This is a genomic window from Ruegeria sp. B1, from assembly GCF_056535885.1.
On record NZ_JBQFJA010000001.1, the window covers coordinates 346,993 to 361,324 of the forward strand.

Sequence of the window (14,332 nt, forward strand, 5' to 3'; positions counted from 1 at the left end):
GCAATTTATCATCTGGGCATGCGCTATGTGATTCTCAGTGCCTTTTTGGCAGCCCCTGCCTTTGCCGATCCACCGGTGATCGAGGACGTCTCAGCCAGCCGCAATGGCGACACATGGCGGTTCGACGTCACGATCCGGCATCCGGATACGGGCTGGGATGATTATGCCGATGGCTGGCGTGTTTTGGACATGGAGGGAACCGAGCTTGGCATGCGCGTGTTGCATCACCCCCATGTTGATGAGCAGCCCTTTACCCGGTCCTTGAGCGGGGTCGCGATTCCCGAAGGCGTCACGCAGGTGCAGATTCAAGCGCGCGACAACGTGGGTGGTTGGGGTGAAGCCACCACTGTCATTGACCTGAACTGACGTCTAGAACACCCCGAGACTTAGCCCGACTGCCATGGCGGCACCGATTTCACGGCATTTCTCAAGCTGATCTTCAGGGATTGTCTTTTCCGCAAGTATCGCCTCTGGCGTCTGAGCATGCGTGCAGATGATCAACGGCGGCTGCACCTCCTTCAACCGCCAGCCTGTAGCGATCCGGGCGGTTTGGCGGGCAGCGTTTTCACCGTCCGATCCAGCACAGATCATCTGAGCGTAGGGCCGGCCCTCGATCCGACCCAAAACGGGATAGTAGCAGCGGTCAAAGAACTCTTTCATCAGCCCCGAAAGCGCTGCCAGATTTTCGGGCGCGCAGAAGATATATCCGTCAGCGGCCAAAATATCCTCGGGGCCTGCCTGATCCGCGGTTTTCAGGATGACATCCGCCTCATCCTTCCCCGCCTTAGCTGCGGCTTCGGCCATTTGCCGCGCCCCGCCGGTGCGCGAGTGATATACGATCAAAAGCTGTGCCATGTCAGACCCGGTGATAAGGGCCGCCCGACAGGATGGTTGCGGCCCGATAGAGTTGTTCGGCCAACATCACACGAACAAACATGTGCGGCCAGACCATGGCACCGAATGAGATCGAAAAATCCGCGTCGGCCCGCAGCGCCGCGTCGATCCCATCCGCTCCGCCGATGATCAGCGCCAAATCCTGCCGTCCCGCATCACGCCAATTGCCCAGCTTTTGCGCGAAATCCGGCGAGGACATTCCCCGCCCACGCTCATCCAACGTGCACACCACCGCGCCTTTGGGCAGCGCTTTGCGCAGCAGCATGGCCTCTGCCCCCATGCCCGCGTTTTTCTTGTCTTCGATCTCGACAACACGCGCGGGACCAAGGCCCAGCGCGCGGCCAGTCCGGTCAAATCGGGTTAGGTAGTCGTCAAGCAGGGTTTTCTCGGGTCCGGCGCGCAATCGCCCGACCGCAACTATGCTGATACGCATATTTCTCTCGCCTCCGACCTTTCAATACAGGCCGGGATGGCGCCTCAGTTGGCTGAGGCGCTACCGCCCTGAGGCAGCCACATCTTTTCCAGCTGGTAGAATTCACGCACTTCGGGGCGGAAGATATGGACGATCACGTCGCCCGTATCGATCAACACCCAGTCGCCGGCATCCTTGCCTTCGACCTTCGAGGTGAAACCGAATTCCTGCTTGATCCGATCCGTCAGCTTTTCCGCCATGGCCGAGACCTGACGGGTCGACCGACCCGAGGCAATCACCATGTGATCCGCAACCGACGATTTGCCTTGCAGATTGATCTGCACGACATCTTCGGCCTTGTCATCGGAAAGTGAGGAAAGGATACGTTCAAGCAGCTTATCGCTGATTGACTGAGAGTGGGCCATTATTTTGACCCCGTCATCGGCAGGCAAACCCGCCTGAGTCTGTAGTGACAGGACATAGTCCTCCTTTGTTGCGCGTCGTAAAACCCCGACGCCGGGATACTTATAAGGTAACAAGCACCTGATGACATTTCAATGAAGGCCACTGAGCCCTCGCAGGATTGTGCCCTGACGGCATCTGCGAGGTTGCACAAGGCCTTGATAGACTCAGTTTGTATCTATATCTGACCGGGTATGAGACCTCATATGGCCCCGAAAATCGACCTGCAAGACCGTGCGCGCCTGCGCGAGCGGTTTTTTGGGGCCGCCCGCACGGTTCTGGCCCGCCTATAAGCGGCGCCCAGCCACTCGTCAGCTATTCTCATTACCCACGGGAGAGGACCGATGTCCCCCAAAACGCTCTATGACAAAATCTGGGATGCCCATGTCGCGCACGAAGCCGATGATGGCACCTGTCTTCTTTATATCGACCGCCATCTGGTGCACGAAGTGACCAGCCCGCAGGCCTTTGAAGGCCTGCGCATGGCGGGCCGCCAGGTGCGCGCACCGGAAAAGACCATCGCGGTACCTGATCACAACGTGCCCACCACGCCGGATCGCGTGAACGGGATCGAAAACCCTGAATCGCGTATCCAGGTTGAAGCGCTGGACAAGAACGCCAAGGATTTCGGCATTCACTACTACCCGGTGAACGACGTCCGCCAAGGCATTGTGCACATCGTGGGTCCCGAACAAGGCTGGACCCTGCCGGGCATGACCGTGGTCTGTGGTGACAGCCATACCGCCACGCACGGAGCATTCGGCGCTTTGGCCCACGGCATTGGAACTTCCGAGGTCGAGCACGTTCTTGCCACGCAGACCCTGATCCAGAAGAAATCCAAGAACATGAAGGTCGAGATCACCGGCAAACTGCAGCCGGGCGTGACCGCCAAGGACATCACTCTGGCCGTGATCGGCGAGACCGGAACCGCGGGTGGCACCGGCTATGTCATCGAATATTGCGGCGAAGCGATCCGTGATTTGTCGATGGAAGGCCGCATGACCGTGTGCAACATGGCCATTGAAGGCGGCGCCCGCGCGGGCCTGATCGCACCGGACGAGACCACGTTCGACTATGTCAAAGGCCGCCCGCACGCCCCGAAAGGCGCGCAATGGGAAGCGGCGATGGACTGGTGGAATACGCTCTATACCGACGAAGATGCGCATTTCGACAAGGTTGTGACCCTGCGTGGTGAAGACATCGCCCCGGTCGTCACATGGGGCACCAGCCCCGAAGACGTGCTGCCAATCACTGCATCGGTTCCGCATCCGGAGGATTTCGAAGGCGGCAAGGTCGACGCGGCCCGCCGCTCTATCGAGTACATGGGTCTGGAAGCGGGGCAGAAGCTCAGCGATGTGGAAATCGACACCGTGTTTATCGGATCCTGTACCAACGGCCGGATCGAGGACCTGCGTGCCGCAGCCGAAATCCTCAGGGGAAAAAAGATCAAGGACGGAATGCGCGCCATGGTCGTTCCCGGTTCAGGTCTTGTGCGGGCGCAGGCCGAAGAAGAAGGTCTGGCCGAGATCTTCAAAGAGGCCGGATTCGAATGGCGTCTGGCCGGATGTTCGATGTGTCTGGCGATGAACCCCGATCAGTTGCAGCCGGGTGAGCGCTGTGCCGCGACCTCGAACCGCAACTTCGAAGGCCGTCAAGGACGCGGGGGGCGCACCCACCTTTTAAGCCCTGCAATGGCTGCCGCTGCGGCACTCACAGGACGGCTGACAGACGTCCGAGAATTGATGTAAGCTGCCCTCATAAATCAACTTTTGAGGGATTGAGAACATGAGTGATTGGGTCAAATGGCTCCTGCTGGGGCTTTTATCTATCGCGTTTGGCATCTTTGTGCTGGGCGCGCCTGTTGTGGCGTCGATTGCTGTGACAGTTGTGACGGGTGTGTTGCTGCTGGTTTCGGGTGCCTTTCAGGTTGTTGGCGGGTTCACTGTCGAGGGAACCGGCAACAAGATCCTGTCGCTTATCATGGGTGCTGTTATGCTGTTTCTGGGCTGGTCCTTTCTGGACCACCCGCTGCAAGGCACGCTGACGCTGGCAACCGTTGTGCTGATCCTGTTCCTGGCAGGCGGCATCGCGCGGATCATCCTGTCCTTCCAGATGCGCGGAACGTCATTTTTCTGGCCAACGCTGATCTCGGGCATTTTGTCCATCGTGTTGGCTGGCATTATCTGGTCCTATGCTGCAGCGGAACCGGCCGTTCTGTTTCAGTTGCTGGGCATTCTGCTGGGCATCGAAATGCTGTTCAACGGGTTCGGGCTGACCTTTATGGCGTTCTTCGTCAAGAACGCCCCCGAAGATGAAAACACGCCGTCAGGCGATTCAACAGACACGAAAGAAGCTTAAACGCGGGGCACGGGGTCGGCCCTCTCCCGCAGGAGTGTAGACATGGAAAAGTTTGACAAAGTCCACGGGGTGGCCGCCCCAATGCCGTTGATCAATATCGACACCGATATGATCATTCCCAAGGTGCACCTGAAAACCATCAAGCGGTCCGGCCTTGGCGTCGTTCTGTTTGACGAGATGCGCTATCATGATCATGGCGGCGAGAACGAGGATTTCGTTCTGAACAAACCCGCGTATCGCCAAACCGAGATTCTGGTCGCAGGCGACAATTTCGGCTGCGGTTCCTCACGCGAACATGCGCCTTGGGCGATCAAGGATTTTGGTATCAAGGTCGTAATCTCGACCAGCTTTGCTGACATCTTCTTCAACAACTGCTTCAAGAACGGCATCCTGCCCATCGTGGTTGAAGAAGAGCACCATGCAATCCTGATGGACGACGCCCACAAAGGCGAGAATGCCCGCATGACCGTCCATTTGGAAGATCAGCAGATCACAACCTCGGATGGAGTGGTGATTGAGTTCGACATCGACCCGCATCGCAAGCACTGCCTGCTGAACGGTTTGGATGATATCGGGCTGACGATGGAAAAGGATCACCACATCGATGCGTTCGAGGAACACGCAGGTCAGGCCCGTCCCTGGGTCTGATTCTGTGGATGATTCTGTGGACACTCAACCAAACAGGGTGGAACTGGCCAGTGCGTTCGCTTTCTTGGGGTCCAGCAGACGGCAACCACAACATGTAGTTCTTTGATTTCCCTACACGTCGTGTTTGCGTCAGCAATGATGCAAACCCGCACCAGTTTTGCCATCTTTTTGCCCGAAATTCCGTGTTTTCTGCGCCTTGGCTTGAGCGAAAAGCCGCTTATCGTCCATGTTGGCGCTAAAGAGGCAACCGTCAAAAAAACAGCACGGCGGGCACGGGTTGGAACTAAGTCGTCGGAGAATCGACTGGTCCGGTGTGAAAGGGTTCGGAATAGTGATTGCGCGCACAACAGGGGCGGCGATACGTGGAATATTGGTTGCGCTTCTGGTGCTCACCCCCGCGTTGTACCTGCCTGTTTCATCGGCGAACGGGACCGAGATTGTGGTCTTTCTCGCGATTCTCGCGTTCATTCTGACATTTGCCGAATACAACTCTGCGTTTCCCAGCTTTATCGAATTCCGCGATGCGCCACCGGTGAACCGGTTGAGGTTTGTGGGTCTGATGTCGATGGTCACCTTTCTGACCCTGATCTGCAAAAACGCCTATGCGCCGACCGAAATGACCACCTTTTTCTATTCGATCAGCCTGGCCGTCGCCAATGTGATGGACTTCCCCTATTCACCTGTGCGCCTGATCGTTCTGATGCTGCCGGAGAACTCTAGCCAGCCACTCCTCGAATTGGTGCGGATCACCGCCAGTGTTGCTTACGTCGCCGCGCTTGTGACAATTGCAAGTTTTTTCTACGCGGTAAAAATGCGCGGATGGCCCACGGGCAATGGCGCGTTCAATGTCTGGACAAACCTGCCGCTGTTTGACCCGACCAAGGGTGGTGATGTCGTGACCCGCCTGCAGCGGGATGGCCGCCTGAATATCTGTATCGGTATCCTCTTACCGTTCCTAATCCCCGCAGCGATCAAGGTTCTCACGAACTTTGCGACGCCGATATCGCTCAACAATCCACAGACCCTGATCTGGACCATGTGCGCCTGGGCCTTTTTGCCAGCGAGTATGATCATGCGCGGCATGGCGACCGTGCGTATCGCCGGTCTGATCGTTGAGAAACGGCGCGCCTATTCCACTGCCGAGACCACTCAGGCCGCATGATCCGTGCCCTGATTATGCTGCTGATGCCGTTTGCGGCGCAGGCAGACGTTGTGCGCATTGCCAGCTTTAACACCGAACTCAGCCGCAAAGGCCCTGGCCTTCTGTTGCGGGACATCCAACGGGATGATGCGCAAGTGCAGGCCGTTGTTGCCGTCTTGTCCGCGGTGCGACCTGACATCATTGCCCTTCAAGGTTTGGACTGGGATCTTGACGGCCTGGCTGTTGCCGCCCTGACTGACGAACTGAACGACGCCGGTCTGAGCTATCCTTATTCATTCTCGGCCAAGCCAAACTCTGGCGTTGAAACCAATTATGATCTCGATGGGGATGGGCGCAGGCACGGACCCGGAGATGCACAGGGCTGGGGCCGTTTCACTGGGGCGGGTGGTTTGGCGGTGTTGTCCAAGTTCAAGATCGTGGAGTCAGAGGTTCAAGACTATTCCGATCTGTTGTGGCGGGATTTGCCAGGCGCCACCCTACCCACCGTTAACAGCCAGCCTTACCCGTCAGTGCAGGCCCAGAGTGTGCAGCGCCTGTCCTCGACCGCGCATTGGATCGTCCCGATCAAAACCCCGGCGGGACGATTGAGCCTTATGACCTTTCACGCCACACCGCCTGTGTTTGATGGGCCCGAAGATCGCAACGGGCTACGAAACCAAGACGAGGTCCGGTTCTGGTCAGTGCTGCTGAATGGCGAGTTTGGCACGGCTCCAGAGGGGCACTTTGTGATCGCCGGGGACGCCAATCTGGACCCCGAACGCGGAGACGGGCGGACAGAGGCCATTCAGAATCTCTTGTCGCATCCGCGTGTGCAGGACGTCGAGCCAAAGGATTCAACCGGTGCGCTGACCACGGTTCACTGGAAATCGGCCGGGGAGATGCGCGTCGATTACGTCCTGCCGTCGGCAGACTTGTGGGTTAAAGGCTCCGGCGTTTTCTGGCCAGAACCGGATAGCCAGCTCCGCGAAGTGGCCCAACGCGCCAGTCGCCATCGCCTGGTCTGGGTGGACGTCAACTTTCCCTAGCGCGTTTTCAGGCTACACTCTCGATCCTTCCGTGGCGCGTCTGCGACACCAAAGAGGCTGGGATCGCGGCACGCAACGCGTTATCCAGATCGGTCTGGGGAGCCTCGCCAAGCAGTTCGGACAAGTGTGAGCCGTCCAGGCGGTGCGGAACGTCCCACAGATACCGCATCTCCAGCAAATGCGTTGCCATGCGCCAAAATGGCCTAGCGAGATGAACGGGCCACCAGTTCATCGCTTTCAAAGAAACGCCCCGTGCCGTCACGCGCGACAAGGTCTGCGCGATCTCGGTTCCGGTCAGCGTATATCCACCAAACGGAATGTCGCTGAACCGAGGCAGTTCGTCCCGCATCTCTGCCAGCGCGACAGCCGCGCGGGTCAGATCGGGCAAATACGCCCAAGCATGAGGAATATTCGGATTGCCTGGGTAGACGAACCGGCCACGGGACAGGTGCTTGATCATGATCTGGTCAAACCAGTTGCCCGATCCGCAGGTGTCGATGAAATCCCCCGAACGCAGCAGGATCGTGCGCACAGGTGAGCTGCGGTACGCTTCCTCCATCTCAATACGGACACGGCCAAGGGGGTTTTGCGCCAGATGTGGGGTCGCGGCCGACCAGGGCCCAGGCGTTCCAGCGCCGAACACGTAGACATTCCCTGGAACGATCACTGTCGCGCCCGTATCGGAGGCGACTTCGATCACCTGCCGGTGCAGCTTCAAAAGCAAACCTGCCCAATCCGGGTAAGGGGGATTCCAGGCGTTCACGATAACGTCGGCCCCAAGCGCGGCCTGTTCCAGCCGCTCGGTTTTGCGATCAAAGCTCCTTACGGTCCGACCCGCATCGCCAAATGCCTGCATCGCATTACGTCCAAAGCGGCCGGTTGCGCCCAGAATCAGAACGGTTTGCATCATAGAACCCTCCTATTTGTCCTCAATTTAGTCATTCAGTATGTCGGGGGAATTGCCGCGCGGCGCAGAACGTGTATTCATTTTTGAATGGAACGATCGCTGATGCATTCGGACTGGTCCCTGATACAGAGCTTTCTGGCGGTTGCCGAAACCGGGTCCCTGTCTGCGGCAGCGCGGCAGCTCAATCGCAGCCAGCCGACGCTGGGACGTCAGGTGCAGGCGCTTGAGGCGGATCTGGGCGTCTCTTTGTTCGACCGGCATGCGCGCGGTCTCAACCTCAGTGAGGTGGGCGCGCAACTCTTACCCATGGCGCGAGAAATGCACAGCGCTATGAGCGCGTTCAGCCTGACCGCAGCGGGCCAGTCTCAGCAATTGGAGGGTTCTGTGCGGATCACCGCGTCGGTTTTTGCGTCCCACCATCTGCTGCCCCCGATTCTGGCCCATATCAGGCGGCAGGAGCCGGCAATTCAGTTGGAACTGGTTGCCACCGACGCCACCGAAAACCTTTTGTTCCGCGAAGCCGATATTGCCGTGCGGATGTACCGGCCGGAACAGATGGATATTGTCTCGCGATATCTGGGCGACGTTCCGTTGTGTTTTTGTGCTGCGAAATCGTACCTCGATCGCGCCGGGCGCCCCGAAACGCCCGCCGAACTGTTTTCGCATGACCTTGTCGGATTTGACGCAAGCGAAGTGATCATCGCAAAAATGCGCGAGAAAGGTTGGCCTGCAAGCCGCGAAAGCTTTGCCACTCGCTGCGATTTACAAAGCGCCTATTGGGAGCTGATCCGTGCCGGGTGCGGCATCGGTTTCAGCCAGACCCAGGTGGCCGAGGCCGATCCGTTGATCGAGGTACTGCCACTGGATGTCGAGGTTCCCATTCTGCCTGTCTGGCTGGCCTCACCCCAGGCCATGCGCCAGACCCCGCGTATCCGTCGGATCTGGGACCTGTTGGCCGAAGGTCTGAAAGCGGCACTTTAAGGCCTTTCAGCGCGGAGGCAGACTCACCCATTTTAGTTTTCTCGGCCATATCAGCATTGACCATTTGATTTGGCCCCGCCGTCTCATTGACCCGAGGCGATGCAAAGGCTAGGGCCATTGCGACGAAACGCAAGGAGAGCCTTCATGTCCAACCCCTCACTCCTCATCCTGCCTGGTGACGGAATTGGCCCCGAAGTTATGGCCGAAGTGCGCAAGGTCATCGATTGGTTTGGTGCCAATCGTGGTCTTCAGTTCGATGTAAGCGAGGATCTGGTGGGCGGTGCAGCGTATGATGCCCATGGCAAACCTCTCTCCGACGAAACCATGGCCAAGGCGCAAGAGGTAGATGCGGTTTTGCTGGGCGCCGTGGGCGGGCCGAAATACGACGATCTGGACTTCAGCCTGAAACCCGAACGCGGCTTGTTGCGCCTGCGTAAGGAAATGGACCTGTATTCGAACCTGCGCCCGGCGCAATGCTTTGACGCTCTGGCGGACTTTTCCTCGCTGAAACGGGATATCGTCTCGGGCCTCGACATCATGATCGTGCGCGAACTGACCTCTGGCGTCTATTTCGGCGAACCGCGCGGTATTTTTGAAGAAGGCAACGAACGCGTTGGCATCAATACCCAGCGCTACACTGAATCTGAAATCGAACGCGCCGCACGGTCGGCCTTTGAACTGGCGATGCGCCGGAACAAAAAGCTCTGCTCGATGGAAAAGGCCAATGTGATGGAATCGGGTATCCTGTGGCGCGAGGTTGTCGACCGCGTCGCCAAGGACTATCCCGAAGTGGAAGTGAGCCATATGTACGCCGATAACGGCGCAATGCAGCTGGTGCGCGCGCCGAAACAGTTCGATGTGATCCTGACCGATAACCTGTTCGGCGATATCCTGTCAGATTGTGCGGCGATGCTGACCGGTTCGTTGGGCATGCTGCCCTCGGCCAGCTTGGGCGCACCGATGGCGAATGGTCGCCCCAAAGCCATGTACGAACCGGTCCACGGGTCCGCCCCGGACATCACCGGTCAAGGCAAAGCCAACCCGATTGCCTGCATCCTCAGCTTTGCGATGGCGCTGCGCTACAGCTTTGATCAGGGCGCCGAGGCGGATCGACTGGAAGCTGCGGTCGAGACGGTCCTGGCCGATGGTGTTCGCACCGGCGATCTGCTGGCCGATGAAGGCGTGGAACCGGTTTCGACGACAGAAATGGGCGACGCCATCATTAAAGCGCTGGATGCCAGCAACTGAGACTTGTGCGGGCGGTGCGTCGCGCACCGCCCAAACCCTAGTTTCCGCCAAAGATCCCGTTCAGCAAATCGTTGATCGCGCGCTCAAAGCCCCCCTGCCTGCGGCGCGGCTGGGACGGTTGCGCAACCTGAACAGGCGGTGCGGGTGCCAGCATCGGCAGGGGCGTGGGCGTCATCCCCTCAGTCACGCGCAGCATGGTCTCTTTCCAGATTTCCGCCGGCAATCCACCCCCTGTCACACCCGAGAGAGGTGTGTTGTCGTCATATCCCATCCAAACACCGGTCACGTAATCCGCCGTAAACCCGATGAACCACGCATCGCGCGCGGCCTGAGTCGTGCCGGTTTTTCCAGCGACTTGCCATCCCGGCAGCTTGGCACGGCCGCCGGTGCCTTGGGACACCACACGTTCCATCATCCAGGTCAGTTGCTTGGCCGCTGCGTCATTAATCACCCGCTCCCCGATCCCCGTAGTCGTGACCATGACCGGGGTGTCATCGCCCAGCAGCTTCAGTTCGGTCAGGCCGTAAGGCTCCACAGCGGAACCGCCGTTCAGGATGCCCGCATAGGCCCCCGTCATCTCGATCAGGGTGCTTTCCGATGCCCCCAATGCAAGCGCAGGCCCCTGAGCAAGATCGCTCGCGATACCGAACTCGCTGGCCACGGTGCGCACGTTATCGAGACCCGAAATCTCTGCCACTTTGACCGCCGGAATGTTCAGAGAATTCATAAGCGCATCTGCAAGACTGACCCGGCCGTAGAACTTGTTGGTGTAGTTCTTGGGGCACCACTGCCCCGAGCCCGGAATATTCACGCAATATGGCTCGTCTATAACCGTATCGAGCGGGGAATACCCCAGTTCGAGCGCGGTTGCATACACAAAGGGCTTGAAGGACGAGCCCGTTTGCCGCAGGGCCTGCGTTGCGCGGTTGAAGGCACCCGAAACGCGCGTTTTGCGACCGCCCACCATGGCGCGCACGGCACCGTCCGCTGACATCACGACAATGGCGGCCTGTGCTTTGGACCCCTCACGCACCTTTTCTTGAAAGATGAACTGCAACGCCTCTTCGGCCGATTTCTGCAAGCGCTGATCCAGTGTTGTGCGGATCACCACGTCCTCTGTTGTGTTGCGGGTAAAGAACTCCGGCCCGCTGGCCATCACCCAATCTGCAAAGTAGCCTCCGGCCCGGGCGGCTGCCGCCTCGGACAATTGGGCGGGTCTGCTGCGGGCTTCGCTGGCCTGCGCCGCGGTCAGATACCCCTGATCCTCCATCAAACCCACTACAAGCCGCGCCCGGTCCTGAGACCGCTGCAGGCTGTTTGTGGGCGCATACCGCGTCGGGGCCACCAACAAGCCGGCCAGCATTGCGGCTTCGGCCGGGCTCACTTCAGCGGCGGATTTGCCGAAGTAGCGCTGGCTGGCCGCCTCAAACCCACGCGCGCCCGCCCCGAGGAAGGCGCGGTTCAGGTAGACGGTCAGAACCTCGTCCTTGGAGTACTTGACCTCCATCGCCATCGCATAGATGGCCTCTTTTCCCTTGCGCCACAGCGAGCCCCGACGGCAATCGGCCTCATAAGCAGCCTCGGACTCCCATTGATCAGGTTCGTATGGCACGCCCAGACACAGCAATTTGGCGGTTTGCTGCGTGATGGTTGAACCCCCATGGCCCGACAAAGGCCCGCGCCCTTCGCTCAGATTGATGCGAACGGCGCTGGCAACGCCGCGCGGGCTGACACCAAAGTGGCGATAAAAGCGTTTGTCCTCGGTCGCGATGACCGCATTCTTGAGATGAGGAGAGACGGTATCTGCAGTAATTACACCGCCAAACTGATCACCACGCCAGGCAAAAACCTGACCGTCCCGATCCAGAAGCGTGACAGACCCCCGAGCCCGCCCATCCAACAGCGCATCGACATCGGGCAGCGTTGTGTAAACAATACCCACTGCCAGGGCAATCAGCATCGCCACCACAGCGCCAACACGCCAGGTCAGACCCCAGATCAGCCGAGCGATCCAACGGAACAGGCGCCGAAACAGGCCGCCGCCGTTGCCGCCAGAACCCTTCCGTGTCTTCCTGCGGGAGGTTCTGCGAGTCGCCGTTTTGCGGGCGGTCGATTTCCGGCCCGCCGGCTTGGCAGCACGCTTTGACGCCGTGGGCTTGCGCCCTTTCGACGGGTATCTCTTATCCGCGACCAAGGTCGGTTTGCGGCGCTTGGACTCAGTCATGCTCAAACTCTGCCCGATTATGCTTTTGCGCCACCATACCCCGGTGACACAGCCATGTTGAGGTATGAAATTCCGGAAATTTCCCTCTCTTTTCCGCCTATATTTTAATCAAGTTGTGCAAGTTGTGCAAAAATTGTGCAACATTGGGCAGCTTTTCCTAACTTTCGGGCGTGGAAAACGTTCCTAACCACGCTCTGTCACGCTCTTTTTCTGCAGGTGCAAACAATCCGGTCCGACCGGGGAAGCAGAGGGGAAAGACGTGAAACTGATCATTGCGACAATCAAGCCGTTCAAGCTCGAGGAGGTGCGCGAGGCACTGACCCAAGCTGGCGTGCGCGGCATGATGGTGACCGAAATCAAGGGCTTCGGCTCGCAATCCGGTCACACAGAAATCTATCGCGGCGCGGAATACGCTGTGAACTTCGTGCCCAAGATCAAGCTGGAAATCGTGGTGCCCGCCACGATGGCCGACCAGATCGTTGAGACCATCACCACCACCGCCAAAACCGGCAAGATCGGTGACGGCAAGATTTTCGTCCTCGATGTCGAGCAGGCCCTACGCGTGCGGACTGGGGAAACAAACGAAGAGGCGCTGTAAGCGCCGGCACTCACATCAATTCGAGGACTGACAATGAACCTGATGAAATCTCTCATCCCTGCTGCCGCGCTTGTCGCGCTGCCGCAGATGGGTCTGGCGCAAGAGGCCGAAGCAACCGGCGAAGCCGCGCTGCACACCCAGTATATCTTTGCCACCCTGCTGTTCCTGATGGCAGGTTTCCTGGTCTTCTTCATGGCGGCAGGCTTTGCCATGCTGGAAGGCGGTCTGGTGCGGTCCAAAAACGTGGCCATGCAGATGACCAAGAACATCGCGCTGTTTTCCATTGCCGCGATCATGTACTGGCTGGTTGGCTTCAACACGATGTATCCCGGCGACTTTAACGGATTTTTTGCCATTGGCGGTCCAACCGTGCTGGATCCGGTTGGTGTTGACCCTGCCGAGGCTGCTTTGGACTACGCATCAATCGGGTCGGACTTCTTCTTCCAGCTGGTCTTTGTGGCTGCAACTGCGTCGATCGTATCCGGCGCCGTGGCCGAACGGATCAAACTGTGGCCCTTCCTGATCTTTGTCGTCGTGCTGACCGGTATCATGTACCCGATCTCGGGCTCGTGGCAGTGGGGCGGCGGCTGGTTGTCCGAAGCAGGCTTCTCGGATTTCGCCGGTTCAACAGTTGTCCACTCGGTCGGCGGCTGGGCGGCTCTGGCGGGCTGTCTGATCCTTGGCCCGCGTATCGGCAAGTATAAGGACGGTAAAGTCCACCCGATCCCCGGTTCGAACCTGGCACTGGCGACCCTGGGGACGTTCATCCTGTGGCTGGGTTGGTTCGGCTTCAACGGCGGCTCGCAGTTGGCCATGGGCACCGTGGGTGACGTAACCGACGTATCGCGCATCTTTGCCAATACCAACATGGCCGCCGCATCCGGTGCTGTTGCAGCCCTGATCCTGACTCAGGTTCTGTACAAAAAGCCTGACCTGACCATGGTTCTGAACGGCGCACTGGCGGGCTTGGTCTCGATCACCGCTGAACCTCTGGCCCCGACCCTGTTCGGTGCGCTGTGGATCGGTGCTGTCGGCGGTATTATCGTGGTCTTCGCGGTTCCGATGCTGGACAAGTTCAAGATCGACGACGTTGTCGGTGCGATCCCGGTTCACCTGTTTGCCGGCATCTGGGGTACCATCGCTGTGATCTTCTATGGTGAGGCCAGCCTGATCACCCAGCTGACCGGTATCGTGGCTTATGGTGTCTTCACCTTCGTCGGCGCGCTGATCCTGTGGTCCATCCTGAAAGCGGTTGTCGGTATCCGTGTCAGCGAAGAAGAAGAGATCAGCGGCCTGGACATGGCGGAACTGGGTATGGAAGCCTATCCGGAATTCTCCAAAGGCTAAGACCTGACCTGACAAACAAAAAACCCGGGCGTTCGCGCCCGGGTTTTCTTATTTCTCGTTCGTGTT

At 58.8% G+C, this 14,332-nt stretch carries 15 protein-coding genes; 10 read left to right on the forward strand and 5 right to left on the reverse strand.

Translation table 11 applies throughout. The annotated features are described in order from the left end of the window. The first annotated feature begins 18 nt into the window (after nucleotides 1-18). Nucleotides 19-366, forward strand: coding sequence for a hypothetical protein (locus ACR3ES_RS01770; RefSeq protein WP_170434049.1), 348 nt, complete (start codon nucleotides 19-21; stop codon nucleotides 364-366). Between the two features lie 3 nt (nucleotides 367-369). On the opposite strand, the gene ACR3ES_RS01775 is transcribed toward ACR3ES_RS01770, so the two are convergent. Genes ACR3ES_RS01775 through rsfS form a run of 3 tightly spaced genes read right to left on the reverse strand, consistent with a single transcriptional unit; the run spans nucleotide 370 to nucleotide 1,731 of the window. Beyond that, the gene (locus ACR3ES_RS01775; protein WP_170434051.1) at nucleotides 370-855 is read right to left on the reverse strand and encodes an NAD(P)H-dependent oxidoreductase; all 486 of its coding nucleotides are present in this window, start codon (nucleotides 853-855) and stop codon (nucleotides 370-372) included. A 1-nt stretch (nucleotide 856) separates the two neighbouring features. Then, complete coding sequence (rlmH, locus tag ACR3ES_RS01780) at nucleotides 857-1,327, reverse strand: 23S rRNA (pseudouridine(1915)-N(3))-methyltransferase RlmH (protein WP_170434053.1); 471 nt, start codon at nucleotides 1,325-1,327, stop codon at nucleotides 857-859. A 44-nt stretch (nucleotides 1,328-1,371) separates the two neighbouring features. After that, on the reverse strand, nucleotides 1,372-1,731 hold the full coding sequence (gene rsfS, locus ACR3ES_RS01785) for a ribosome silencing factor (protein WP_058276550.1): 360 nt from the start codon (nucleotides 1,729-1,731) through the stop codon (nucleotides 1,372-1,374). Nucleotides 1,732-2,112: 381 nt separating this feature from the next. On the opposite strand from rsfS, the gene leuC reads away from it, so the two are divergent. The 5 genes from leuC (at nucleotide 2,113) to ACR3ES_RS01810 (ending at nucleotide 6,961) form a co-directional block, all read left to right on the forward strand. After that, a complete protein-coding gene (leuC, locus tag ACR3ES_RS01790; protein ID WP_480424700.1) occupies nucleotides 2,113-3,516 on the forward strand; it encodes a 3-isopropylmalate dehydratase large subunit in 1,404 nt (467 codons plus the stop codon). A gap of 37 nt (nucleotides 3,517-3,553) precedes the next feature. After that, a complete protein-coding gene (locus ACR3ES_RS01795) occupies nucleotides 3,554-4,126 on the forward strand; it encodes a DUF308 domain-containing protein (protein WP_170434057.1) in 573 nt (190 codons plus the stop codon). Nucleotides 4,127-4,168: 42 nt separating this feature from the next. Continuing rightward, entirely contained in the window at nucleotides 4,169-4,774 is a 606-nt protein-coding gene (gene leuD / locus ACR3ES_RS01800; protein ID WP_170434059.1) for a 3-isopropylmalate dehydratase small subunit, read from the forward strand. Between the two features lie 331 nt (nucleotides 4,775-5,105). Next, nucleotides 5,106-5,936, forward strand: a complete 831-nt coding sequence (locus ACR3ES_RS01805; RefSeq protein WP_170434252.1) for a hypothetical protein — start codon at nucleotides 5,106-5,108, stop codon at nucleotides 5,934-5,936. Next, nucleotides 5,933-6,961 (forward strand): endonuclease/exonuclease/phosphatase family protein, encoded by a 1,029-nt coding sequence (locus ACR3ES_RS01810; RefSeq protein ID WP_480424702.1) that lies wholly within the window; start codon nucleotides 5,933-5,935, stop codon nucleotides 6,959-6,961. Before ACR3ES_RS01805 ends, ACR3ES_RS01810 begins: the two co-directional genes overlap by 4 nt. 7 nt (nucleotides 6,962-6,968) lie before the next feature. Here the strand turns inward: ACR3ES_RS01810 and ACR3ES_RS01815 are convergent, their stop codons facing one another. Beyond that, entirely contained in the window at nucleotides 6,969-7,868 is a 900-nt protein-coding gene (locus ACR3ES_RS01815; RefSeq protein ID WP_480493491.1) for a Rossmann-fold NAD(P)-binding domain-containing protein, read from the reverse strand. Nucleotides 7,869-7,955: 87 nt separating this feature from the next. On the opposite strand from ACR3ES_RS01815, the gene ACR3ES_RS01820 reads away from it, so the two are divergent. Both ACR3ES_RS01820 and leuB read left to right on the forward strand, forming a co-directional pair. Continuing rightward, nucleotides 7,956-8,849, forward strand: a complete 894-nt coding sequence (locus ACR3ES_RS01820; RefSeq protein ID WP_170434065.1) for a LysR family transcriptional regulator — start codon at nucleotides 7,956-7,958, stop codon at nucleotides 8,847-8,849. A 144-nt stretch (nucleotides 8,850-8,993) separates the two neighbouring features. Next, nucleotides 8,994-10,097 (forward strand): 3-isopropylmalate dehydrogenase, encoded by a 1,104-nt coding sequence (leuB, locus tag ACR3ES_RS01825; protein ID WP_170434068.1) that lies wholly within the window; start codon nucleotides 8,994-8,996, stop codon nucleotides 10,095-10,097. Nucleotides 10,098-10,134: 37 nt separating this feature from the next. Here leuB and ACR3ES_RS01830 read toward each other — a convergent pair whose 3' ends face one another. Continuing rightward, entirely contained in the window at nucleotides 10,135-12,321 is a 2,187-nt protein-coding gene (locus tag ACR3ES_RS01830) for a PBP1A family penicillin-binding protein (RefSeq protein WP_170434070.1), read from the reverse strand. 259 nt (nucleotides 12,322-12,580) lie between these two features. On the opposite strand from ACR3ES_RS01830, the gene ACR3ES_RS01835 reads away from it, so the two are divergent. Both ACR3ES_RS01835 and ACR3ES_RS01840 read left to right on the forward strand, forming a co-directional pair. Then, nucleotides 12,581-12,919, forward strand: a complete 339-nt coding sequence (locus tag ACR3ES_RS01835; protein WP_170434072.1) for a P-II family nitrogen regulator — start codon at nucleotides 12,581-12,583, stop codon at nucleotides 12,917-12,919. A 33-nt stretch (nucleotides 12,920-12,952) separates the two neighbouring features. After that, a complete protein-coding gene (locus tag ACR3ES_RS01840) occupies nucleotides 12,953-14,266 on the forward strand; it encodes an ammonium transporter (protein ID WP_480424704.1) in 1,314 nt (437 codons plus the stop codon). Nucleotides 14,267-14,332: the final 66 nt, after the last annotated feature.